The 24,274-nt window shown below is 58.4% G+C and carries 20 protein-coding genes; 13 read left to right on the top strand and 7 right to left on the bottom strand.

Features of this window, described 5'->3' with window-relative positions; genetic code table 11:
- Together LAP85_23670 and LAP85_23665 are read left to right on the top strand one after the other, a co-directional pair.
- On the top strand, nucleotides 1–195 hold a 195-nt coding region (locus LAP85_23670; GenBank protein MBZ5499408.1), incomplete at its 5' end, for an IS110 family transposase.
- Nucleotides 196–383: 188 nt separating this feature from the next.
- Complete coding sequence (locus LAP85_23665; GenBank protein ID MBZ5499407.1) at nucleotides 384–842, top strand: hypothetical protein; 459 nt, start codon at nucleotides 384–386, stop codon at nucleotides 840–842.
- Between the two features lie 304 nt (nucleotides 843–1,146).
- Here LAP85_23665 and LAP85_23660 read toward each other — a convergent pair whose 3' ends face one another.
- The 3 genes from LAP85_23660 to LAP85_23650 form a co-directional block, all read right to left on the bottom strand.
- Nucleotides 1,147–2,946 (bottom strand): DNA mismatch repair protein MutS, encoded by a 1,800-nt coding sequence (locus LAP85_23660; GenBank protein MBZ5499406.1) that lies wholly within the window; start codon nucleotides 2,944–2,946, stop codon nucleotides 1,147–1,149.
- On the bottom strand, nucleotides 2,840–4,975 hold the full coding sequence (locus LAP85_23655; protein ID MBZ5499405.1) for a GWxTD domain-containing protein: 2,136 nt from the start codon (nucleotides 4,973–4,975) through the stop codon (nucleotides 2,840–2,842). The genes LAP85_23660 and LAP85_23655 overlap by 107 nt, the downstream gene beginning before the upstream one ends.
- A gap of 148 nt (nucleotides 4,976–5,123) precedes the next feature.
- Complete coding sequence (locus LAP85_23650; GenBank protein MBZ5499404.1) at nucleotides 5,124–5,870, bottom strand: DsbA family protein; 747 nt, start codon at nucleotides 5,868–5,870, stop codon at nucleotides 5,124–5,126.
- A gap of 233 nt (nucleotides 5,871–6,103) precedes the next feature.
- Here LAP85_23650 and LAP85_23645 point away from each other — a divergent pair, with 233 nt between their 5' ends.
- The 7 genes from LAP85_23645 (at nucleotide 6,104) to LAP85_23615 (ending at nucleotide 12,482) form a co-directional block, all read left to right on the top strand.
- A complete protein-coding gene (locus tag LAP85_23645; GenBank protein ID MBZ5499403.1) occupies nucleotides 6,104–6,658 on the top strand; it encodes a hypothetical protein in 555 nt (184 codons plus the stop codon).
- A 215-nt stretch (nucleotides 6,659–6,873) separates the two neighbouring features.
- Nucleotides 6,874–7,506 (top strand): (2Fe-2S)-binding protein, encoded by a 633-nt coding sequence (locus tag LAP85_23640; GenBank protein ID MBZ5499402.1) that lies wholly within the window; start codon nucleotides 6,874–6,876, stop codon nucleotides 7,504–7,506.
- On the top strand, nucleotides 7,503–9,812 hold the full coding sequence (locus LAP85_23635; GenBank protein MBZ5499401.1) for a xanthine dehydrogenase family protein molybdopterin-binding subunit: 2,310 nt from the start codon (nucleotides 7,503–7,505) through the stop codon (nucleotides 9,810–9,812). The genes LAP85_23640 and LAP85_23635 overlap by 4 nt, the downstream gene beginning before the upstream one ends.
- A gap of 3 nt (nucleotides 9,813–9,815) precedes the next feature.
- Nucleotides 9,816–10,787 (top strand): xanthine dehydrogenase family protein subunit M, encoded by a 972-nt coding sequence (locus tag LAP85_23630; protein ID MBZ5499400.1) that lies wholly within the window; start codon nucleotides 9,816–9,818, stop codon nucleotides 10,785–10,787.
- Nucleotides 10,788–10,925: 138 nt separating this feature from the next.
- A complete protein-coding gene (locus LAP85_23625) occupies nucleotides 10,926–11,168 on the top strand; it encodes a hypothetical protein (GenBank protein ID MBZ5499399.1) in 243 nt (80 codons plus the stop codon).
- A 394-nt stretch (nucleotides 11,169–11,562) separates the two neighbouring features.
- Nucleotides 11,563–11,946, top strand: a complete 384-nt coding sequence (locus LAP85_23620; protein ID MBZ5499398.1) for a hypothetical protein — start codon at nucleotides 11,563–11,565, stop codon at nucleotides 11,944–11,946.
- A 152-nt stretch (nucleotides 11,947–12,098) separates the two neighbouring features.
- Nucleotides 12,099–12,482, top strand: a complete 384-nt coding sequence (locus tag LAP85_23615; protein MBZ5499397.1) for a hypothetical protein — start codon at nucleotides 12,099–12,101, stop codon at nucleotides 12,480–12,482.
- A gap of 154 nt (nucleotides 12,483–12,636) precedes the next feature.
- On the opposite strand, the gene LAP85_23610 is transcribed toward LAP85_23615, so the two are convergent.
- The gene (locus LAP85_23610; GenBank protein ID MBZ5499396.1) at nucleotides 12,637–13,431 is read right to left on the bottom strand and encodes a histidinol-phosphatase HisJ family protein; all 795 of its coding nucleotides are present in this window, start codon (nucleotides 13,429–13,431) and stop codon (nucleotides 12,637–12,639) included.
- A gap of 50 nt (nucleotides 13,432–13,481) precedes the next feature.
- Nucleotides 13,482–16,040: a M28 family peptidase gene (locus tag LAP85_23605; GenBank protein ID MBZ5499395.1), complete on the bottom strand. Its 2,559-nt coding sequence runs from the start codon at nucleotides 16,038–16,040 to the stop codon at nucleotides 13,482–13,484.
- Between the two features lie 751 nt (nucleotides 16,041–16,791).
- Between LAP85_23605 and LAP85_23600 the strand changes: the two genes are divergently transcribed.
- Both LAP85_23600 and pckA read left to right on the top strand, forming a co-directional pair.
- The gene (locus tag LAP85_23600) at nucleotides 16,792–18,009 is read left to right on the top strand and encodes a pyridoxal phosphate-dependent aminotransferase (GenBank protein ID MBZ5499394.1); all 1,218 of its coding nucleotides are present in this window, start codon (nucleotides 16,792–16,794) and stop codon (nucleotides 18,007–18,009) included.
- Nucleotides 18,006–19,667 carry a phosphoenolpyruvate carboxykinase (ATP) gene (gene pckA, locus LAP85_23595; GenBank protein ID MBZ5499393.1) on the top strand — a complete coding sequence of 554 codons (1,662 nt, stop codon included), beginning with the start codon at nucleotides 18,006–18,008 and terminating at the stop codon, nucleotides 19,665–19,667. The genes LAP85_23600 and pckA overlap by 4 nt, the downstream gene beginning before the upstream one ends.
- Before the next feature lie 206 nt (nucleotides 19,668–19,873).
- Here pckA and LAP85_23590 read toward each other — a convergent pair whose 3' ends face one another.
- Nucleotides 19,874–20,389 (bottom strand): adenine phosphoribosyltransferase, encoded by a 516-nt coding sequence (locus LAP85_23590; protein ID MBZ5499392.1) that lies wholly within the window; start codon nucleotides 20,387–20,389, stop codon nucleotides 19,874–19,876.
- Between the two features lie 7 nt (nucleotides 20,390–20,396).
- Nucleotides 20,397–20,678 carry an acylphosphatase gene (locus tag LAP85_23585; protein ID MBZ5499391.1) on the bottom strand — a complete coding sequence of 94 codons (282 nt, stop codon included), beginning with the start codon at nucleotides 20,676–20,678 and terminating at the stop codon, nucleotides 20,397–20,399.
- 582 nt (nucleotides 20,679–21,260) lie between these two features.
- Here LAP85_23585 and LAP85_23580 point away from each other — a divergent pair.
- Entirely contained in the window at nucleotides 21,261–21,596 is a 336-nt protein-coding gene (locus tag LAP85_23580) for a PadR family transcriptional regulator (GenBank protein MBZ5499390.1), read from the top strand.
- 57 nt (nucleotides 21,597–21,653) lie between these two features.
- The gene (locus LAP85_23575; GenBank protein MBZ5499389.1) at nucleotides 21,654–24,251 is read left to right on the top strand and encodes an ABC transporter permease; all 2,598 of its coding nucleotides are present in this window, start codon (nucleotides 21,654–21,656) and stop codon (nucleotides 24,249–24,251) included.
- Nucleotides 24,252–24,274: the final 23 nt, after the last annotated feature.

Genomic DNA, 24,274 nt, shown 5'->3' with positions numbered 1-24,274 from the left:
AAAAAGAAAGCACTGATTGCCTTGGCACATTCGATTCTCACCGTTGCCTATCACGTGCTGAAAACCACTAAACCGTTTTGTGATCTTGGCGCCGATTACTTTGAACGCCTTCACCGAGACCGAATTCGTCGATACCATGCAAAAAGACTTGAGCATCTGGGCTACAAAGTAAAACTAACGGAAGAGGCTGCCTGAGCCTAAGAATTTTCGGAACAGAGACCACAGAGTCCGCGTGTCTTTTCGGACGCCGTTTTCGCCATATGAGTGAACATCCGAACGCTCGTCCTCGCCGACGAGCTCCGCACTCATTGCCGCTGCTACTACAACGAGCGCGGCGAACTCATGGCGGACAGGAAAAAGCCCCTCGGGAAGCCGCACCGCTTGTGAGTGATGGAATTCAAGGCCCGCCTCGGGTATGTTCCGGAGGAGCCGCCCATCTCGCCGCACTCGATGAGAAGTGCCTGTTCATATACTTCTCGATGGTGGTGATCGGCTTCGTTGCCGTCCTCGAGTGGGATGCGCTATTTCCCGATCGCAGGGATTACCTGATCCTGACTCCGCTGCCGATCAAGGCAGGTACCCTGTTCGTCTCCAAGGTAGGGTCGCTGTGCATCTTCCTTGTTCTTTTTTCGGTGTTCGTGAATGCGTTGCCTGCTGTCCTTTATCCCCTGTTCTTCGGCAGGGGGATTGGGCAGGCGATCCGGTTCATTCTCAGCCATGCGCTGAGTGTTTTTGCCGGCAATGCCTTCATCAATAATTCATCGCCTCGTTCTTCGGAATCCCAGAGAGCGGGCCTCGTTCTGCTTCATCGCCAAAACGCTGGCGCGCTGCCCAACCCATAAAACCTATTTCGGTGCTTCCCTTGGAGTAGGGCTGGCGTTCGTCGTCATGGGTCTGGTAACCATGGTCTCGCGCCATGGGTTCGAGGCCGTACACTCCATGAAATCGGAACTGGTGTCGATTCCACTCGTGCTGAGCTATTTCATACTGCTCGGCCTCCGTGTGATATCTTTCTGTCTCACCATTCACCCATGAGTGTTCCTGCTCACTCCTCATGATGCTCGCACTCCCCGGGCGGGGTTCGACGGTGACCGATCCGCCGCACTCAAGGCACAGGCATGAAAATGGAGGGGAAATCCCCGTGGCTCAGATCTGCAACCCGACGGAACGCATGAGTTCCAGCGCATTGCTTTTGCGCACGATGCCTGGGCGCAGGCGGTAGTCGAACACTAGTCTGCCGTTCTCCATGAAATCCTCAAAATGGAAGTTTTCGGCACGCGGCGCCATAATTTCCGCGATCTGTGCCAGGGCGAGGTCGTGCGTAGTCAAGAGTCCGACGGCTCCGCGGCGCACCAGGTCCTGGATGACCGCTACCGCACCAATGCTTCGGTCGTGGGAGTTGGTACCGTGCAGGAGTTCATCAAGAAGAAAGAGCAGCGGCCGTGGCCCTAAAGTTATATCTACGAGCTGTCGCAGTCGGGTGATTTCAGCATAAAAACGGGATGTTCCCTCCTGGAGCGAGTCCCTCCGCAGGATCGAAGCTCCTACGGCGAGCGGGGAAAGCTTGAGCCGCAACGCACGTACCGGGGCACCGGCCTGAGCCAGAACCGCATTGATGCCGACGGTACGAAGGAGTGTGCTTTTGCCCGACATGTTCGAGCCGCTCACCACGAGTAGGCGCAGATCCCGGCAGAGCCTGACATCGTTCCTCGTGCAAGTGCGCTCCGGAAGGAGCGGATGCCCCAAGCCCTCCCCCTCAAAGCACGGGCCCGGCGGAGCCATTTCCGGAAACGGATCGTCGGGATGCTCATAGGCATAGCCGGCGAGCGCGCACAAGGCTTCCATCTCTCCAACCACCGCAAGCCACTGCGCAACCGCCGGTCCTGATTTCCTGCGCCAGGTCTCGATCGCGAATGCCATCTGGACTTCCCAAAGAAGGAGTGCGGCAATAGGAGCAAAAAACAGGTTGCGTCTGGAATCAAGCAGAACGATCAACCGATCCAACCCGGCAATTTGGCGTGATGCCGGCAGCCCTCCAGTAATGAGAGCACGGGAAAGCGCCACGAGTCTGGGGGCGGTAAACGGCTCACGCTCCAGCCGGGCCAGAGCCTGTGACAGGAGCGCCAGATCCTGGCCGGGCCTCTCGACGCCCTCAACAACCCGACGGACCCTCCTCCGTAAACAGTAAGTGAACACGGCTTCCCCAAAAATGACAAGGAGAAACAGGTCGCCGTTGATACCCCAGACGCTCCACAGCACAAGGGTGATCATGGCAGCGGATGCCAGGAGTGCGGCGGCGAGGCGAACACGCCGGGAATCGAGCAACGGAGGTGCATTTCCCCAGGCCGCAAGCGCGTCGGGATTGACTCCGGCACGCACATCGGTGCCCAGAATCGCCAGGCCCTCCCGCAAATCGAGCCGGCCGCGCAGTTCCTCAACTGCTGCCTGCCGCGCAAGGATGTCTTCCGGCGTAGCGGGCGCAGTCAACCACCGGGCGAGGGTTTCTTCACCGGCCCGGGTTCGTGCCGTACAGACCAGTTCAAAGAGAGAGCCCCTGCCGAACAAATCGAGGTCCTCGGCGTAAGGGTGGGACTTGTCCAGGAACCGATCGCCGGGTTCGCCGGTTCCGGCCCAGCGATTCTCCAGCCGCGCAATGCCTCGCTCATAATAAGCTGCAGCCCGCTCCAAACGCCGACGGGCCCGGCGGACACGCTCGTGCAGGATGAGCAGAGACAGGAAGACCAATAATGGAAGCAACAGCCACCAGGAAGACAAGAGCGCGGATCTGAAGGAAAGCCAGGCTATGGCGACCGCGGCGATAAAAACACCCAAGCGCAGGTTACCGATGCGAATTTCGAGTTGTGCCTCGCGCGCCGCCGCCCGGCGCCGCACCTCGAGGCGGCGCACATACTCGGCGCGGGGATCTGGTGGGGGCAGGCTTGACATAGAGGCTGTCATTATCGCTTAAAGCAGTCTCAGATCGGCATGGGAAAATGATCCGCACTCTATCCTGACCATGAAATATACGGCGTGGCATAGCCACAACCCAAAGCCTCAACGTAGAGGGCGCAGAAGCCGTGGAGAATTTTCGCTTCTGCGTGACTTTTCTCCGCGACCTCTGCGTCGATCTTTTGCTTTTCTTGCCTAAATGGCAAGGATTTGCAGGTAAGTAGTTCGAAACACTCGAGGGAGGTTTTCGCACATATCGCGGGTCCGTAAACAGATGAACGCGGATTTTCGTCTGCGTGCATCTGCGGCTCCTTGCTTTGAGATCCTGGCGGTCCGATGGCGGGATGACCTGGAATTCGCTGCCGGCAGTCAGAGTCCGGTTCGAGATCTTATCCAGGACTCTTATCTCCAGCGTGTATTTGCCCGGCACCAGGCCTTTGGTCGAAATCGCTCCCACAACAACGACACGCTGGCCGGAGGCGTACTGAACCGTTCTCCCCTTCGGGTCCTCCAGGTTCAAGAGGACCTGATCGCCGGACTTGACGACGTAGGAGATCTGCAGGGACGGTTCAAGGGTGCTCTGGTCGACGGCTGCGTGGTAGATCTGCAGATAGGGGAACAGGACATCCCCGCCACTGCGGTATTCGCATCTCACGTTCGGCTGCACTTTCATGTCGCCGATGACGAACTGCTCCAGGTGATCGTAGGTCGGGGGAACGCCATTGACTGAGTTTGCCAGTATAACGGTACTCGCCTGCAGTTCCTCGCTATCATATTTCGGAACCATGAACCCCTGACTCAGCGAGCCGACATAGCCGCTGTTCAAGTCCCTGAGGATCAGGTCAAGCCGGTATCGCTGCCCGGCATCCAGAAATACAATTGCCTGGTAAATGGACCGCTTGTTCTTGCCGGCTTCAAAGAATTCGTCAGTGTACTCCGTGGAGATCGTGTGTTCGAACTCGCCGGCGATGCGCGCCTGCAGGGTAGTGATTTCCCCGTAGACGTTGACCGAAGCCCGATTGAATCCCATCTCCTTCTTGAACTCGAGGTTCTTGTTATCCAGCTCGATAGTGATCGGGACCATCACTTTGGTCGCCGAAATCCGGATGAAGTCCGTCCTCATCCTGTAAGGAAGCTGATTGTATATTATGCGCGTCGAGACGATTCCCTTGAGATCCGCAAACTTGATCTGGGGGGGCCGCTGAACGTTGAAGTAGCGGGCCAGGCGCTCGAAAGGCGCGTCTTTGGATCTCTGGAAGTCAGCCTGGCCCATGCCACTGTGATTGACGCGATCCTCTTTCCTGGTAAATCCATTCTCCTCGCTTTCGGTCAGGCCCGCGTTGGGGACCGTCAGAAGCGCGTCCTTTTCCTCCGAATCCATTGCAAGCCGGTATTCGCCGGTGAAGGTCTTGTCCACGAATTCGAGCTCGACGTCGTCGCCTACCCCGTCAATGTGACGATAGCGCCAGCGCTCGAAGGGATATACGCTCGTCCGGCCGCCGCCTTCCCAGAACTCCCGCTGGTAGGAACCGCCCGAGGGATGCGGGTCGATCCCGTCAGGTTCCCCATACAGGATGTAGATGTGGCCGCGATCCGTCTTCCACCCCGGCACCCCGGAAGCGAAGTGCTCGTTGGCGTAAGCGATCCGGCGATAGTGCTCCACCTTAAACTGGTTGCCGCCCTCGCGCAGATCCGTATTCCGGCGCAGCCAGAATTGCTCGATAAAATTTTCCCGTTCTTCGTCAGTGGTGAGGGCCATGAACGTGTCTCTCTCCTCAGGCCTGATGATGTAACGCACATCCTCGTCAACCCATTTCTTGTGTTGGTCGGGAAGCGCGCGTTCCCTTGCTTTGGCTTTCTGGAGATCGGCAGGTTTGCTCTTCTGCCGTTCGGGAGGGGGCGTCGCCTTCTGCCGGCCGGCAGCAACCACCTCTTTGTACGCCGCTTTCGATGGAGAAAGAAAACCTTGCCAGACCGGCAAGGAAAAGAAAAAGGCGGCTAGAACCAAGGTTAGTCTGGTATGCATGAGATCTGCTCCAGTAGTTCGGCTAAGCGAACCGGTGGCATCGGGCACATTTCGAACTTCGCTACCTGTAATTACGTAAGATGTGGGCGCGCGGCCGAAAAAAATCATCGGAATGCAGCTGACGCAGGAGGGGCGGTCTCCGCGCCGCCTATTGGGTGAGCAGCCGGTCGATGAAATCTTTCAGCGTGGTGAAGGTAATCATGCCTTCGACCCGCTGGCGCAGGCCTGTGCTGGCGGTGATGAAAAATGTGGGGGTTGAAATGATGTTGCGGCTTTGGGCCAACATGATCTCCTGGCCGACGGCGGCGTCAGTCGCAGGATCGGCAGCCAGCTTCGCCACCCTCACCAAGTCCGTCGGATCCAACACCTTTGCGAGGATTGCCCCGATATTGCCGTCCTGCGACCATTGATCCTGTTCCCTGTAGAGCGCATCCACCACCCGCAGCCATCGATCTCGGCCTAGACGTTCCGCTGCCAGTGCCAAACGCGCGGCCTTGCGTGCGAACTGATGCATCTCCAGCGGGTAATCACGGTACACGATGTAAATCTTATCGGTCTTGTTCGCCTTGGCGTAGTCGGCAAGTAAAGGCTTCAAAGTCAGCAGGTAAAAATCGCGGCATTTGGGGCATTGATAATCCGAGAATACCTCTATTTTGACCGGCGCTCCGGGTTCACCGCCGAGATAGAGTTCCCGCGGCATACTGATGCCGGTGGCTCCTGTTATCGCCGGCAGAGTATCGGTCCGCGGTTGCGCCTGGCCTTGCCGGCGCTCATCTGCCGGCGTCACGGTACCGTCGCCGGATTGACTGACCCTGCCCCGGGCAGAGTACCAGAGGAGGAAAATGACAGGGATCAGCAACAGTAACCAGAGCGATTTCTTACTGCTATGGGACATCAACATCTCCTCGAACCACACATTTCGCCAGTGTGGAGATTCCCGCCGATATGGTAAACGGCGTGTCCGGCTAATCAAGCGAAATTTTAGTCAGCCAAACGCCGGCATTCTACCTCTATCAATTCAGCTACTCATGGAATCTGCCTGTCGGAGCGTGACACTTCGAGGGCGGCGGCAACCAGCCATGTTCCATAGCGCCATCCGCGCACGGGAATTATGCTAGGATTATGGCTATGAATTGCCTGGGTCTCCTGCTGGTTCTCATGATGCAAGCGCCAAAACCGGCTCCGCCGCCGGGCATGCCTGTGACGCCGGGCGTCTACTTCCGGCAGGGAGATGCGCAGTGGATCAAGCTCGAACCCGCCTCCATGGCTGACATGAAAAGCAAGGGCATGGAACAGTTCATGGATACTTACGGCTATTTCAATCTCGACCTTACCGTGACTTACACGGGAGCCCAGGCCGCGGCGCAAATTCCTGTTCCCCGGCCCGTTTTTTATGTTCGCGGCGTCGGCTCATCGAAGGAAGCCATGATCGTGCAGTTGACGCGCAAGAAAGACAGCCGCACGATCCGGACCTCATCTTCGGCTGCCACGACGGAAAACAAGGGCGGATTCAAGAAGCAGGAGATCCAGAATGTGACGGTTACTGTTTATTCCGATGAGTCCTTTTCCGTCGCGCCGGAAGACGATTTGAAACCAGGCGAATATTTGCTGGTTTTCGGCTATGCCAATGCGGGCTTCGATTTCGGCATCAGCCGCACAAAAGGTAAGGGCCACTGGAATTGATGGCCTGCCGATGATCCTTCTGCTGTGCGCCCCCGGGATGGTCACCCTCCTGCTTTTGCATTTCACCTCCTCCTTCTGAACCGCGAAGACGCAAAGACTCCCACAGACGTAACAATCATCTTGATCTAAAGGCCCCCTCTGGTGTGAGATGGGGGGTGGTCGAACAGGTAAGAACGTCATAAAGATGCTGGAAGGCAATTGTGGAGGGCTCCTTTATGCCTCAAGATCCCGAGGAGAAATGCTGCAAGTCACACCAGGGGATAAGCCGCAGAGGTTTCCTGTCTTCGGTCGGCGCAGGAGCGGTCGCCGCCGCAACCATAGGAAACGCCCCCGTAGCGGCCGCGCAGGAGATAGATGCCGTTGGCGATGCAGTCACCGTCAACCTGGCCGTCAACGGATCAAAACGGAAGATCGTCGTGGAGCCGCGCTGGACGCTGCTTTACATCCTGCGTGATGTTCTGGGGCTCACAGGCACCAAGATCGGCTGCGAGCGCGGGGAGTGCGGCGCGTGCACCGTCCTGATCGACGGCAAACCGCGTTACGCCTGCATGATGCTGGCTGTCGAGTCAGAGGGACATGAGATCACGACGCTCGAGGGTTTGATGGATGGCGAAAAGCTCGGACCCGTCCAGCAGGCCTTCGCGGAGGAAGACGCCTTCCAGTGCGGCTTTTGCACTCCGGGGCAGATAATGGCCGTCGAGGGTCTGTTGCGCCAGAATCCCAATCCGACCCTGGACCAGATCCGCGCCGGTGTAAGCGGGAATCTGTGCCGCTGCGCCGCCTATCAGCACATCTTCAGGGCTGCCGCCAAGGCCGGCGAATTGCGCAGGAAGGGAGGTGTGGCATGAGCGACTACTACGACGAACTAGAAGAGTCCTTCCGTTCGGGATCTTCAGCGCAAGCCCCGCAACCTCAGGAAACCATTCAGCCGTGGGGCGAGACGCGCATCGTCGGCAAGGCACTCCCCCGTGTCGACGCCTACGAGCGGGTTTCCGGCGCCGCCGAATACACCTACGACGTGATCCTCCCCGACATGCTCTATGCCGCGATCCTGCGCTCCCCGCACGCTCACGCCATGGTGAAGAACGTGGACACGAGTGCTGCGGAGAAAATGCCGGGCGTGGTGGCCGTACTCACCGGGAAATCTCCCGGCGCCGACCTGCCGTGGTACGGCGGCCGGACGGCGCAGAGCAGGCTGTTCGATCCTCACTGTCGCTATGAGGGGGATGAAATTGCCGCAGTGGCGGCTCGCACTCCCTACCAGGCCTGGGACGCCGTCAAGGCGATCAAGGTCGCTTACGAGCAGTTGCCTTTTGTCATCGATGAAGAGTCAGCTTTAAAACCCGGCGCGCCAAAGATCCACGAAAGCGGCAACACCACGGGCGATCCGCGCGTGACCAAAAGGGGTGACATAGCCAAAGGTTTCGCCGAGGCCGACGTGGTTCTGGAGGAGAACTTCTACACCAACTTCCAGATCCATGTCCCGATGGAAGCCCACGGGTCGGTGGTAAAGTGGGATGGGGATAAGGTGACGATCTGGGATTCCACACAGGGCGTTTACGATGCCGTCCTCCTCTCCTTCGCCTCCATCATGGGCGTGCCCATCAACAACGTGAGGGTGATATGCCGCTATTTCGGCGGTGGCTTCGGTTCCAAGCTGGAGCTCGGCAAGCATACGGTCATCGCGGCCCTGCTGGCGCGCAGGACAGGCCGGCCCGTGAAGCTGATGCTTTCGCGCGAAGAGACTCTTCTCGCCGTGGGCAACAGGCCTGACGCCAGGATGACGCTGAAGGCGGGCGTGAAAAAAGATGGAACTCTGACCGCTTTGCAGTTTACCAACGTGGCCGCCGCCGGCGCCTACTCGGCCGGGACCGGCGTGGGATTTCAGGTAGGCGAACTCTATAAGTGTCCCAATGTCCAGATCAGCGAGAGCACGTACTACATCAATGCAGGTCGCGGGCGCGCGTTCCGGGCGCCCGGTTTCCCTGCCGGCAACTGGTGCCTGGAACAGATGATGGACATGCTGGCCGAAAAACTCGGCATGGATCCGGTGGAGTTCCGGCTCAAGAACTTCACCGACTTCAGCCAGTCCAGGAATGCGCCCTATACCAGCGCCGGCTTGAAGGAATGCCTGATCCAGGGCTCGAAGGCGTTCGGCTGGAAGGAAGCGCGGGCTGCCCGAAAGAGCGACGGTCATATCAAGCGAGGCTTCGGCGTGGCTGCCGGCCTGTGGCAAGCCGGCAGCGGCTCACCGCCTTATACGGCCGAAATCCGCATGTTTTTGGACGGCGGCGTAACCCTCAAGACGGGAGCCCTGGATCTCGGGACCGGGACCAAGACGGTCGCCTGCATGGTCGCTGCCGAGGAATTGGGGATACCACTCGAGAATGTCCGGATCATAAATGCGGACACCGCCGTCACACCTTACGCCCAGAGCAGTGGGGGCAGCATGACCCTGCCCGGCCTGATCCCTGCGGTGCGTCGCGGTGCGTGGCTCGTCAAACGGCAGCTCTTCGGCTGGGCAGCGCAAACCCTCGGCGTTCCCGCGGACGACCTGGAATTGCAGGACAGATCCATTGTCAGCCGCAGCAGCCCCGATAAGAAAAGAACCGTGCAGGAGCTGATGCAGGCGCACGGAGTCAGGGATGTCATCGGCATCGGCAACCGGGATCCGAATCCGGCAAACAAGGCGATCATGCCCTTCGGGGCCCACTTTGCCGAAGTGGAGGTCAACACCAAGACCGGCGAGGTCAAAGTTGTGCGACTTCTCGGTGCGAATGAGAGCGGGCGCGTGATCAACCGAAAGACCTTCGACAACCAGGTCTTCGGAGGCATGACCATGGGCCTGGGCTATGCGCTGACGGAAAAGCGGGTGATGGACCGGCAAACGGGGAAAATGTGCAACGCGAACCTTCACGACTATAAGGTGCCTACGGCACTCGATGTTCCTGCGAATCATCAGGTGTTGCCCATCGATCTCAAAGACACCGAGTGCAACATCGTCGGTTGCAAAGGCTTGGGTGAGCCCGCGCACGTTCCGGCCGCCTCGGCGATCGCCAATGCAGTTTATGACGCCATCGGCGTGAGGCCTACTCATGGTCCGATCGATCCCAGAACTATCCTGGAACTGCTCAGTAAGAAGAAAAGGGGATGAGCCATGATGAAAAACTTTGCTTATGTGAAAGCCGGCTCGGTCGCGGCGGCGATCAAGGCTCTGGGCACCAAAGGAGCCATCCTTCATGCGGGGGGGACGGATCTGCTGGGATGCGTACGTGACGAGACTTTCCCGGTGGAGAAAATCGTCAGCATCAGCGGTCTGAAGGAACTGAAAGGGATCTCCGCCAGGCCCGATGGCGGGCTGAAGATCGGAGCACTCACGACGGTTGCAGAGGTCGCCTCCACTGCCTCAATTGCAGAAAAATATGCCGTGCTGGCACAGGCGGCAGCCGAGGTGGCCAGCCCCCAGCTGCGCAACCAGGGGACCATCGGTGGGAACATCTGCCAGCGGCCCCGCTGCTGGTACTACCGGGGCGACTTCCCTTGTGCCCGGAAAGCCGGCGACATGTGCTACGCAGTGGACGGTGAAAACCAGTATCACGCCATCTTTGGCGGCGGCCCCTGCTTTTTCGTGCACCCATCGGACACGGCAGTCGCCCTCGTGGCGCTGCAAGCCCAACTGCTGATTGCAGGCCCGGCCGGAAGCAAGGCCGTCAAGATAGAAAACTTCTTCGTAGGGCCTGATAAAGACATCAAAAAAGAGAACATCCTGCTGCCCAATGAAATCGTGACGGAGATTCATCTTCCGCCGATCAGCGGCAACGTGCGCAGCTCCTATCGTAAGATCCGCGCGCGCCGCGCCTGGGATTTCGCCCTGACCAGCGTTGGGGTGGTGTTGCAGTACGAGAATGACAGTGTCAATAGGGCGCGCATCGTGCTGGGCGGGGTTGGCCCGTACCCATGGAGAGTCGAGGCTGCAGAGAAGCTCTTGATCGGCAAGAAGATCGACAGCACCCTCGCCGCGTCAGCGGGTCAGGCGGCTGCCGAGGGAGCCAACCCGCTACGAGACAACGCTTACAAGATTCAAGTGGTCCAGGGTGCCGTCGAGGAGTCCCTCCTCGCGCTGGCTTGAGCTCCGGAGCCGGGACACGGGCACGGCGCTTCAAGGCACCGCCAATCTAGTAGTCTTAGACCTTTAGTCAGCAGAGATTAGAATGGTTTCAAGAACCACTGGTATGCTATGCTCCAAATAAATCCCGGAGAGACAGCCATGTCTAGATACATGATCCACGTCTATTGCGACGATTGCTCCGCTACCCACTCGATGGGGGTGTCTGTGGTACTCAACGACGGTCCGCCGGAAAAAACCAGCATCGGCACAGTGTATGCCGGTCGGAGCGTACCCTCGAGTCTTCTCATCATGTTGAGAAATGCCGTGAAATGCCCCAAGACCGGCAAGATTTTCCAGCAGACGGATAACAACAAAATTTACATTGCCCCAACGCCGGGATAGATCCAGGAGTCCAGGCACCGTTCAACGCAACTGCCGCCGATGACATGGACGGCGCGGCTGCGCACGGCCATCTGGATCATGGCCGTCGCTTCGCCGCGGGTTCTGAGACAAACGCCGCTACCCAGTACCGCCCTGTACTGCCGACAATCAGATTTTTTCGTCCCACGCCGGCTCCTGAGGCAAAAAGACAATATTTCGATTTTCCGCTCGGGATGCACCCGGACTGCTCCGGAGAGCTCATAGACCAGGTCGTTATTGAGGCCGCATGATGCTCAGCCCTCATACGTTTCTTGACTTAAGGCAGTTCCTGCCTGATTCTATTATTAGAGAGCTACTTATGAAGTATCGGCGGAGAATATGAGGACGTACATGCTACACAGAAACGGAGGATTGCATGAGTAGGATCATCGCAGTTTTTGCAGTGCTTGTGTTGCTTCCGCTCCTCAGTCTTGCTCAGACTCCAGTCCCAGGTGTGGCGGCGACCATCGAATTCAGCTTTTACGCGAACGGCAAATCGTTGCCTGCAGGAAACTATGAATACAGGCTGGATACCAACACGGATGTTCTGAAGGTGACAAACACGAAGACGAGAGAGACCATCATGGTACCCGTCATCACTACTATCAGCAAGAAGGTGCCTCCCGACGGCGAGATCGTGTTCGACAAGACGGCAAGCGAATATTACCTCACCGAGGTATTCATACCCGGCCAGGACGGTCTGCTGGTAAAGGGCGCTGGGGGCAAACATACTCACGTGTCTGTCAAGGCGAAGAAATAGGATCCGCGCCTCGCCCATTCCTGTTTTTACCATGGCCCGCTCCCTGAAGCGGGCCTTGGCTTCGAGTGCAGACAGAATCTCTAGAGGGGATTCCTGTTCTATTTTTCCAGGAGGCATCCTAGGTGAACAATCAGGTGAAAAAGGAGGACCCAATGAGAAAAAGTGTTTTGGCGACTCTGGCGGTGGTTCTACTGAGTCCGATCTTGGGGCTGTCCCAGGTGAGTCCGCGGGCGCTGGCCGAGATTCCGTTTGAGTTTCACGCAGGCACCAAGGTGCTGCCGGCCGGATCCTATGAATTCAAGCCGGACGTCGCCGGCTCGGTGGTCAGGGTGGTAAACACCAAGAGCAGCGAAACCATCATGGTACCCATTGTCACTCGGCTCAGCCAGCGTCCGGGAAATGAGGCCCTGGTAGTATTCGACCGGGCGGACAATCAATATTTTCTCTCGGAGATCCATATCCCCGGAATGGACGGGTTCCACCTCGCGGGTGCCCCCGGCCCGCACACGCACGTCACCGTCAAGGCGAAGAAGTAGGGTGAGCCGCGCTTGCCTTCGACCATACGGGCCCGCCCTCCGGAGCGGGCCTTGTTGTCGATGGAAATAATCCTTTCGTCCACCTTATCAGGAAATCCCACCCGCACGGAGTGTGAAGTTCGCAACGCAGCCGGGCCGCCACCAACTGGAGATGCTAAATCGGGATCAGGCGTGGCAGCCGCCGTTCATACTGCACGACATTTCTGATTCCGGATGTCTTGATGGCTTCCAAAGCCACGTCGAAGTGCTCAGCCACCTCCTCGGGCCGGTGCGCATCTGAGCCGAGGGTCACGCGCATGCCGCCCATCTCTGCGTACCAGCGCAAGATTTCCAGATCCGGAAGCAGGACCCGGGCCTGCCGTCGCAGCGCGGAGGTGTTTACGTCGAGGGCAATGCCGTGTTCGATGCAATTGCGCAGCACAGGACGGATCAGGGTTTCGTACTGGCGCGGATCGTAGCTGCCATAATGGGCAAAGGCAGTGCGGACAGGCACATCGAGGTGACCGAGCACATCGAAGCCGCCGGCCCGCGTCATGCGTTCCAGCTCTTGAAAATATAGCCCGAATGCTTCCGGGGCGGGCTGCTGAAAGTACCCGTGATCGAAGATGCTGTTGCGTCCCACCCAGTGCAGCGAGCCGATGGCGTAGTCGAACGGCGCGCGCGCCAGGATTCTCTTCATCTCCACCTGGAACAGGTGCGGCTCTCCGATCTCGATTCCGGCTCTGATCACCAGCCGGCCGTCGAACGCGGCACGGCAACGCTCCAACTCCTCGAGCCAGGGATCGAGCCGGAGCCAGTCACGCGGCTTTTCGTCGGGATGCAGATCGTAATGTTCAGCAAAGCCGATCTCCGGAACACCCAGCGCTATGGCGGCCCGGCACATCTCCTCCATGGTTGCGTGCGCATCGGCAGAATAGTTGGAGTGAACGTGATAGTCGCGCAGGGTCATGAGAAAATGGCAGGGGCACGGAGCGCCGTGCCCCTGCTGCGTTGCTTGGATTAGTTGCCTCTGCCACCCTGGGCCGGGGGAGACAGCTTGGACAGGTTGCCGCCACCGCCGCCACGGCCACCACCGCCGCCACCGCCACCGCCGGAGCCTTGCCCAAAGACGGCATAGATCTGCTCCTGCGTCCAGCCGCTCTTGACCAGGCTCAGGTAGATTGTTTTCTTCGCTGCGTCAAGCTGGCTGGCTTGGACAGGTTTCGCTGAAACTACGAGATTGTCGGTGTCGCCGAACTGCTTCTTGTAGTTCTGCAGTTTAGTCACGCAGCCCTGCGGGTCTGTGAAATCGCATTCGAACAGCAGCAGCGTGTTCTTCTGGTTCATCTTCGTGATCAGCGCCTGATCGATGGGCGCGTTGCCGGTAAGCGTCACCAGGAATGACTTGGAGGTGGCGTCGAGCATGTCGCTGAGCAGCTTGCTCGACGGGTCGATCAGGTTGATGACGATATTGTTGGCCTCCATGGCCTTCACCGCTTCACGACCCTTGGTGCTGACCCCGCTATTGAAATTGAACCAGGTCCCGTCGTTGGCCGGGACATCAACGCGTCCAAAATTCAGGAGCATCGCGGATTGAAGCAGGAAGGGAATGTTGCCGTCAAACATGCCGGCGTCGCGCACCCCCAGAGTATAGCGGGTGCCGCCGCCAAAGCCGCCACCGCCACCACCACGCCCTGCGGCAGGTGCTGCGGCAGCAGTGGTCTGTGCCGGCGTCGCCAGTTCTTTGATCCGATTGTTGACCAGGTTCACCAGGTCGGCATTACTGGACGCATCCACAGAGCGCCAGGCCGCACCACCTCCGCCTCTGCCACCCTGCTGGCCCTCGCCCCCCCTGGCCGCAGGCTGCGGGCCGCCGCGCATGTCAGTGACATTGAGACGCTCGGCATTGTAGATGTGCTGACGGTCCGGAATCAGGAGATTCGCCTGGGTCTCATTGGCGAGATTGAGTACTCCCTGCAAAACCCACTGGCCCGTCTGGCCCAGGATCTTTTGATCGATCTTCTCGGTGTCGTCGCCGGATTGGTGATAATCCGGATGGCCGACGCCGCCGCTGGTCATACAGGCGATCGCTTCAATGCCGAGGTTAATGAAGGCCGAATAATCGCTGCCGCCGGGACCGGCCATATTCTCGCTGCTCAGCTTGATGTTCGGATCCTGGTTGCGCTTGATGATGTCGTAAATCTGCGGAAAGTTCAGCGCCCCGGGCACGCCGATGGCGTCACCCAATCCGACCATATCCATATTGAAATAACCGACAAAGCGGTCCATTGACACGCCCACGGTCGGGTGGGCCACCCAGTAATTGGAGCCCAGAAGGCCCTGTTCCTCGCCGCACCACAGGCCGATAATGATCGTGCGCTTGGGTTGCACCTTGTTGACCGCGAGCAGGCGCCCGATTTCCATCGCGACGGCCGTCCCGGAAGCGTTGTCATCGGCGCCGTTCATAACTACGCCATTGGTGACTCCCAGGTGATCCATGTGACCGCCAAGCCCGACATACTGATTTTTCAGGTTCGGATCTGTCCCTTCAATCATGCCGAGCACATTGCGCGAGAAGTTGTTTTTAAACTTGTCGCCGTAAAGGGTGATCGAGTCGTAACCCTTGATCGTGGCCTTCAGCCCGGTGCTCCTGGTCTGTGCTTTCTTGTCCCGGATATCGCGGCGCATCTGGGCGATCGTGGCGTTGAATTCGCTCAGGGACTGCTCCGCATCTCGCCACATGATCCAGCGGAACACGCGCTCGTCGGCGGGGACGGTGGCTGAAACGGGGATTGAAATCGATGCAACGACAAACGGGCGTTTGAACGGGGAAATGTCCGCCTGAGGCTGCGCCTGCCCTCTGGCCTGGGGCGCGGCCGCAGGAGCCGCAGGACCGCCACGGCCACCGCCACCGGCGGCAGCAGCCGGCGGAGTGTAAAGCAGAATCCCCGCCGCTCCCTTGTTATAGGCCACTTGGGCCTTTTCAGCGTTGGTCGATTCTCTAGCCCAGTCCTCGGTGCTTGCCGGAGGCGGCGGTTGTGCGCCACCCATCCGACCCGATGCGGACGGCGCGTCCTTGGGCGAACCGGCAAATGCCAGGACGATCTTTCCCTTCACATCGACCGTATACTCGTCCAGGCCTTTTGCCGGCACTGAAATGCCGTAGCCAACGAACACGACTTCGCCGGTGACTTTGGCACCCGCCGGCGTTGAGGGATCAATGGAAAAATCATTGTCTCTGACATAGAAGCTCCGTCCGCCGATGATGAACTCCGGAACTCCCAGTCTGTAGGCAAACGTCGCTTGAGCAGACTGCAGAATCGGCACCTTCTGGAAATAGGTGCCGTCTTCGCCGGCAGGTTTCAGGCCCCACTGCTTAAACAGCCCGGCGGCCCACTCGGCAGTCTTTTCATAACCGGGGGTGAGCGACCTTCTTCCCTGATGCGCAGCATCTGCCATGGTTGCGATGTAGCTCTTGATTACGTTCCCGTCCACCTTAATCGAAGTTGATTGTGCAAAGACCGACAGTGCCAGCAGCAGGACGATAGCCGTGGCTGTCGTTACTTTCTTTCTAATCATGCTGGTGTCCTTTCACGGATACGTGCGTTGGTGCGTACCATCAAACCAAGGAGGTACCTGGCGAAATCATGCCGATTTTAACTAAACTTTTAGTATGCAGGTCTTTAGCCTGAATTATTCATGAAGCAGAACCGCTCGCCCGTGAAAAAGGAGAATATTGGACACGGATAAACGCCGGCAAGAGCTTTTGCAAACCGACCAAGACCGAACAGTCGGCGTCGGTCAGCGTTTTTCCGCGTCCAAAACTGCATTTTGGCTGCACGTTCAAGAATAATCCGGGTTAGCGAGACAGTCGCATTATAAAGAGTTTTGCCGGGGGAGTAACCAGGAAAATCCGCAATCGGATTTTGAGCCCTCGGACTCTGCGCTCTCAGCGGACTCTGCGTTGAGATTCTTCTGAAAAAGGGATAACAGTTCCGGTTTTTTGATATAATGCGCTCTCAATTTGTCGTGCTTTGGGCAATTGAGACCAGCCATTTTTATTAGGGAACTCTGGGCTTCAGGCAACTGCGGCGCATCTCGGCTGCAGGTTTCCGAAACCGGGGGACAAACCGTTCTCCGCTCCCTGCCCTGCTTTCCTGATCGGTGTCCGGTGCTCCTGCCATGGCTTCCAAACTCCAGTGTGGCCTCCGGTCGAAGACGGCCATCCGTGGCAACTGGGGCGAACAAAACCGAGCGATCAGGATCCGGGTTCCCGGGCGCGGCGATGATTGATAAGCAGTGACGAACTCAAACTTAAAGAGGAAGAACGATGAGCTTAAGCCTGATCGGAAAATCCATTAGCGCATCGGCGACCCTGAAGCTTAACGAGACCGCGGCCATACTGAAGGCGAAGGGGGAGCCGATCATTCATCTGGGCGGTGGCGAGCCTAAGTCCAAGGCCCCCCTCGATGCGATCATCAGCGCGGTGTCGCTACTCAATTCGGGAGAAGTCCGCTACACCCCCGCGGATGGCGTCCCGGCGCTCAAACAGGCCATTATCCGCTACACCGAAGATTTCTATGGCCGGCGGGTGACGCCGCAGCACGTCATCGCCAGCAGCGGAGCCAAACAGGCGATCATGGTTGCCTTGCAGGCCCTGGTCAACCCTCAGGAGGAAGTGGTCTTTCCCGCTCCCTACTGGGTCAGCTACCCCGAGATGGTGAAGCTGTGCGGAGGCGTCCCGGTGCCGGTACGGCCGGAAGACGGCACTTTTTACCCGTGCCTGCGTGATATCGAGCAGGTGGTCACCTCTTACACCAAGGCCATCATCATCAACAGCCCCAACAATCCCTCGGGAGCCATGTACTCGGAGCAGTTCATCGCCGAAATCGTGGAGTTTTGCGAGAAGCGCGGCCTGTGGCTGATCATGGATGACATTTACCACCGGCTGATCTTTGACGGCAGGAAGCCGATCAGCTGCTACAAGTACGCCAAAGACCTGTCGGAGAACTCAAAGCTCATCGTCGTCAATGGCGCATCCAAACAATATGCCATGACGGGTTTCCGCATCGGATGGGCGGTGGCCAACAAGCAGCTCATTTCAGTCATGACCAATATCCAGGGGCACCAGACCTCGGGACCGTCCGCAGTCACGCAACTGGCGACGGTTGGAGCTCTCAACGGGCTGCAATCAAGCGTGGAAAGCCTGCGCATGACGCTGGAAAACAACCGTAACATCATGATTGAGAGGCTGAAGGCCTTTGAAGGCGTCAGGGTCACCAAGCCCGACGGCACCTTCTACTGCTTTGCGGATTTCAGCCACTACAACAAGAGCTCCACGAAGCTGGCTGCTTTCCTGCTGGACAAGGTCCGAGTGGCTACGGTTCCGGGCGTCGAGTTCGGAATGGATGGTTACCTGCGCCTGTCGACTTGCGGCTCGGTGAAGGACATCACCGAGGGTATCGAGCGCATCAAGTGGGCGCTGGATCCGAATTCGCCCAACGAACTGTACATTGGACAGAGAAAACTAGTGAGGGATTGGCTATGACAAAGTATCTCGAATTCGACACACCGGCGTCAAAACAGGCAGGCGATCTGGCGAGTGATTTCAAACTGGCGAATCACGGCCTCCGGTATCTGGACAGGGTTTTCTGGAACCTGCCCGCGGAGGCGCTGTATGAAGAGGCCATTTTCCGCGGGGAAGCTCACCTTTGCCACGGCGGCCCGCTGATTCTCAACACCGGCAAGTGGACCGCACGCGCAGCCAACGACAAGTACATCGTCCGGGAAGAATCGACTGAAGACAAGATCTGGTGGGGCATCTACAACCGCCCGATGGCTCCGGACAAGTTCAGCGGCCTGCTCGCCCGGCTGCAGGCTTACCTGCAGGGCGAGGAGCTTTTCGTCCAGGATTGTTATGTGGGCGGCGATCCCAACTACCAGATGCCGATCCGCATCATCACCGAAAGCGCCTGGCAGAGCTTGTTCGCCCGCAACATGTTCATCCAGCCGCGCACTCAGGATGATTACAAGAAGCACATCCCCGAGTTCACGGTCATTGCCGTTCCGTCGTTCAAATGTGAGCCGATGGTGGATGGAACCGCTACCGAGACCGCTATCGTGATCAACTTCGCCCAGCGGCTGGCGATCGTGGCCAACACCAGCTACGGCGGTGAGATCAAGAAATCGGTCTTCACTATCATGAATTTCCTGATGCCGTTGCAGAACGTCATGGCCATGCACTGCTCGGCTAACGTGGGCGAGCAAGGGGATGTCGCTCTGTTCTTCGGTCTCAGCGGCACCGGCAAGACCAGCCTCTCTGCCGATCCACGGCGCAAGCTGATCGGCGACGACGAGCACGGTTGGAGCGACGAAAGCGTCTTCAATTTCGAGGGCGGCTGCTACGCCAAAGCAATCCGTCTTTCGGCCGAACACGAGCCGGAGATTTACGGCTGCACGCGCAAGTTCGGCACGATCCTCGAAAATGTCGTCTACGATCTCACCACGAGACGGGCCGATCTGGACGACGACCGCACCACGGAAAACACGCGCGCTTCCTACCCCCTGGAGTTCATCCCGAATGCCATGCCGGAGAAGATGAGCCCCACGCATCCCAAGAACGTCATCTTCCTCACATGCGATGCATCGGGCGTTCTCCCTCCGATCGCGCGTCTGGACATGAACCAGACGATGTACCACTTCATCAGCGGTTACACTTCAAAGATTGCCGGCACCGAGATGGGCCTCGGCATCGAGCCGGAAATCACTTTCAGCGCCTGCTTCGGCGGGCCCTTCATGGTGCACCATCCTTTCTATTACGCGGACTTGCTGCGCCAGAAGATGGAGAAGCAGGACGCCCGCTGCTGGCTGGTCAACACCGGCTGGGTGGGAGGCAAGTTCGGCGTCGGCAAGCGCATCAGCATCCGCCACACGCGTAATATGCTCAATGCGGTGCTGGACGGCAAGCTCAACAAGGTGCCGTTCCGGAAGGACAAGCTGTTCGGCTTCGAAGTCCCGATGTCCTGCCCCGACGTGCCGGAGGATGTCCTGGAACCATCAAGCGCCTGGGGCAACAAGCAGGAATATTGGATGAAGTATGACGCGCTGGCAGCCCGCTACATTGAGAATTTCAAGCTTTTCGCCGAAGGCTGCCCGCAACAGGTGGTCGACGCCGGCCCCAGGCGGCTGCAAACCGCCTCGTCTTAAAGGGAGCAGGAGTCGGAATTTCGAGATCTGAAAAAGGAACCGCCGATGGACGCGGAAAATTTATCGCCTCCCATCGGCGGTTCTGTTTTCGGCCGGCATTTGCGCGTGTCTTTAAACGGGGACCGACTCTCCCGATTCTTCTATGACCGTAACTCCTGACTGCGGGCCCCTGTCCCCGCGCGAAGTCGGAGGCCAGAAGTCGGACGTCAATACTTAAGGATGCTGGTGACCTTGTATTTGGTTATGCGCTGGCGTCCCTTCAGAGCGGTCAGTTCCACCATGAAGGCGAGACCGACGACGATGCCGCCCATCTTCTCTACGATGTCGGCGACTGCTCTGGCAGTTCCCCCGGTCGCGATGAGATCATCCACGATCAGCACCCGCTGGCCGGGTTCAATCGCGTCCTGGTGGATCTCCAGCGAATCGGTCCCGTATTCCAGGTCGTAGGTCACTTTGTGGATCGCCGCAGGCAACTTCCCGGGTTTTCTCACCGGCACGAACCCCGCCTTGAGGCCATAGGCAACGGTGGGTGCGAGTATGAATCCGCGGGCCTCAATCCCTACCACCAGGTCCACCTGCTTGTCTTCGAAAGGCGTCGTCAAGGCGTTGACGACTTCATAAAAGCACTGCCCGTTCTTGAGCAGAGTGGTGACGTCGTAAAACAGGATGCCTTTCTTGGGCCAATCCGGGATCTCACGAATCTTCGCCTTCAGCTGGTCCATTTTCACCTCACCATCCTTCGACCATAAACGTTGGATTCCTGCCGCTGACAGCAATGTCAAGGATCTCGAGTCGCTCTACATGTGCCATGGGCGGTCCCTTCCGCACTTCCCTGATGAATTCGTCAAGCTCGGCCGCATTCCCCTCGACCAGGATCTCCACAGTCGCATCCGGCAGGTTGCAGACATCTCCGGCCAGCCCCAAGCGCTTCCCGGCCCGCTGGACGAAGTAGCGAAAACCCACGCCCTGCACCATGCCGTGGACAATGATGCGCCGAGCCTGCTTCTCCATGGGGCAACCCGAGGACGAGATCGAGGGGATGGTCGGGGCGAGAGGATTCAAACTCCTACCCCAATCGTTCATCCATTACCACGAACGTTCGCCGGGGCCGCGTAAACAGCGGCCCCAATTCCATTTCCCGCTGTTCCGAGATCCCTCCGAACGTCAACAAACACCCCCAAACATCGATACGTTACTACACACGCACTACACACGGAAGGCATTTCTTCGGACGAATCCAGCGGACAAATCCGGACTTCCTTCCCGATGACGCGATGTCAGATTCCATGCTGCATGCCATTTTCCGAGTAGCCGACTGCCAAGTGGTCGGAAGTGCTGGCGGCGTACCTTCCCAGAACGGGACCTGGACTTCTGGACTGCGAGGGCTGTAGTTTCCAGTTTCGCCGTTTTCCCATTCCTTACGAAGCTCCGTTGCCCTGCCAACATTCCGGGATGTTTTTGCGATGCACGATTAAGCCGGGTCACGGACCTGGACGCCAACCCGCAATGATCAGTCTTCCATTTCTGGATTTTTGTTGACAGCCAGCCGGAGTGGAATTAAGGTGTTCTTACGACCGTCGACAGGAGATCCCCATGACCCAATCAAAATCTGAAGTTCTGCAGGGCACACTCGACCTGCTCGTCCTGAAAACCCTTGAATCGCTGGGGTCGATGCACGGCTGGGGCGTGGCGCGCCGGATCCAACAGGCGTCAGAAAATGCGCTCCAGCTATCGCAGGGGACCATATATCCGGCGCTCTTACGCCTCGAGCAGCGCGGCTGGATCATCGCAGAATGGGGCACCTCGGACAACAACCGGAAGGCACGGTTCTACTCCATCACAAAAGCCGGCCGCAAGCAGCTCCGCGAGGAAACCAAGAGCTGGGAGCGCATGATGGCGATCATCAATCGAGTCCTTGAGGGCACGTAGTCGGAGGAAACAATGCTGGAATCAATTCGAGCATTTTTGTGGCGGGTGATTCACCTCATGCGACCTTCAAGATCGGAGTCCTCATTCGATCGGGAACTGGAATTTCACCTGCAAATGGAGATCGAGGAAAACCTCAGGCGCGGGATGGGCCCCGAGGAAGCGCGGCGGCATGCTCATATCGCACTTGGTGGATTGGACCAGACAAAGGAGGCATGCCGCGAGACGCGCGGGATACGATGGCTCGACGAGATCGGGCGAGACCTTGGTTACGGCATCCGAATGCTGCGCCGCAGCCCGGGATTCACGATTGCCGCAGTCCTAACCCTCGCCCTTGGAATCGGCGCGAACAGTGTGATATTCAGCGTGGTTTATGGAGTTCTCCTTCGACCCCTTCCTTACCGGAACCCGGAACGCCTGGTGGCCCTTCCTGGGGCTCCGGTGTATATAAACGGCAATGGGCTCACTCCTGAGAATCTTCTGGACTGGAAAGATCAGATCCACACGATTGAGCAGTTGGCCCTCTATAATACCATGGTCGTTGGGATTAACCTCATCTCTGCAGGAGCGCCTGAGCGGATCGATGTGACGGAGGTCTCGGCAAATTTTTTCACCACACTCGGGGTTCAACCTGGGCTCGGCAGAATGTTCCTTGCTGAGGAAGGTCGGTCGGGCAGGAATGCCGTCGTGGTCGTGAGTCACGGTCTCTGGCTACGGCGTTTTGGCTCTGATCCGAATCTCATTGGGCAGGCCGTCTCACTGAATGGGAAGAGCTTCACAGTGATCGGCGTGGCGCCACGAGGATTCTCATTTCCGGAGGGCGCGGATCTCTGGCTCCCTGTGGCAGGATCCGCTGCGCGTGTCCTGAGAGGGGCCACGAAATACCAGGTCATAGGCCGCCTACGTCCGGATTCGTCACTTGAACAAGCGCGCGCTGAGTTGGCCGCATTTTGGGAAGCAAGGATGGAGGCATTGAAGCGCGAGCACCCGGGACGCACATACGTCTCATCCACATCGTCAGTAGTGCCATTCCAGGATCAGCTGGTGAAGACGGTTCGAAAAGGTCTCCTGGTATTGTTCGGAGCTGTCGGCTTTGTGTTGCTCATCGCATGCGCCAATGTCACCAGCCTGCTACTCGCGCGCGCGGGGGAAAGGCAGAGAGAAATCGCGATTCGGGCAGCTCTTGGCGCAGGCCGATTCCGCGTGGTCCGGCAGTTGCTGACGGAAAGCTTGCTGCTGGGGGCAGCCGGGTGCGCTTTCGGGATCCTTGTAGCCAGCTACGGACTGAGGTTTTTCATCTTGTCCGCGCCAACGGAAATACCGAGGCTCACCGAGATTCATTTGGATATCTGGATGCTGGGGTTCGCACTGGGACTCTCGATGCTCACAGGGATCCTGACCGGGTTAGCGCCCGCTCTGAATGCGACTCGAATCAACCTCAACGCAGCTTTTAAAGGAGGCAGTCCTTGGGGAGTGGGATCGAGATCCGGCAACCTTCGACACCATCTCGTCGTCGCTGAGGTTGCGCTCGCGCTTATTCTGATGGTTGGGGCGGGGCTTCTGATCAAGAGTCTCCTGCGACTGGTTCAGGCCGGGACCGGTTTCAACCCACAAAATGTGCTGAGCATGGCCATCGACTTACCTCGGTCGGCATATCCACAGCCCTCCCAGCGCACCGCTTTCTATCAGCGTCTCCTCGAGCGGATGGAGAAACTGCCCGGCGTGGTGCACGCCGCCGCAACCAGCAACCTTCCGCTCGGCAAGACATCGGCTTACTTTCTGGTTCTCTTTAATGCGGAAGGGAAGCCGGCAGCAAAGAACTTCAGCGACCGATTCGCCGGCGAGTTCACCGTGAGTGCCGACTACTTCCGCGCCATGGGGATTACGCTGATCCGCGGGCGTCCGTTTACTCGGATGGATGTCGAGGGGGCCGCTCCCATTTTGATTATTAACCAGACCATGGCTCGGCGTCTGTGGCCTGATGAAGATCCCATCGGCCGGCGAATGACCGTCGCATCGGAAACCGCGCCACGGGAGATCATCGGCGTCGTGAGCGATATTAGAAACTGGGGTCTGGAGCAGGAGCCGCAGATGGAGATCTACCAGCCTGGTCTTTCCTCACTGTCCGCAGTGGCGATCAGGACTTCTTCAGACCCGCTCGCGCTCGTAGAAGTATTGCGGAAGGAGGTCAGGGCTATCGACAAAAACCTGCCTCTCTACGATGTTATGACCATGGAGCAAAGGCTGTCGAAATCCATGGCTCAGAGGCGCTTCATGCTGATCATGCTCGTGTTGTTCGCCGGTGCGGCACTGGTCCTGGCCGCAATCGGCGTCTATGGCGTGATGGCATTTGCAGTCAGCCAGCGCATTCACGAGATCGGAGTGAGAATTGCGCTCGGCGCCCAGCGCAAGGATGTCCTTCACTTGGTCATGCAGAAGGGCTCGCTCTTGATTTTGTTGGGTGTAGCCATAGGATTGGCCGTAGCTCTTGTCATGACCCGCGTCATGGTGAGCCTGCTCTACGGAGTGCGCGCCAATGACGCAGAGACGTTTATCGCAATTGCCGTCTTGCTCATCGTGGTCGCCCTGACTGCCGCCTATCTTCCGGCACGGCGGGCAACCCGGATTGACCCGATTAAGGCGTTGCGTTGCGAGTGAGTGCGGGGTGTCAGGTTTGGGAA

The organism is Terriglobia bacterium (genome assembly GCA_020072565.1).
Lineage (GTDB): Bacteria > Acidobacteriota > UBA6911 > UBA6911 > UBA6911 > JAFNAG01.
The sequence above is the reverse complement of the archived record's forward strand: the minus strand, read 5'-3'. Positions and strand labels throughout refer to the sequence as shown.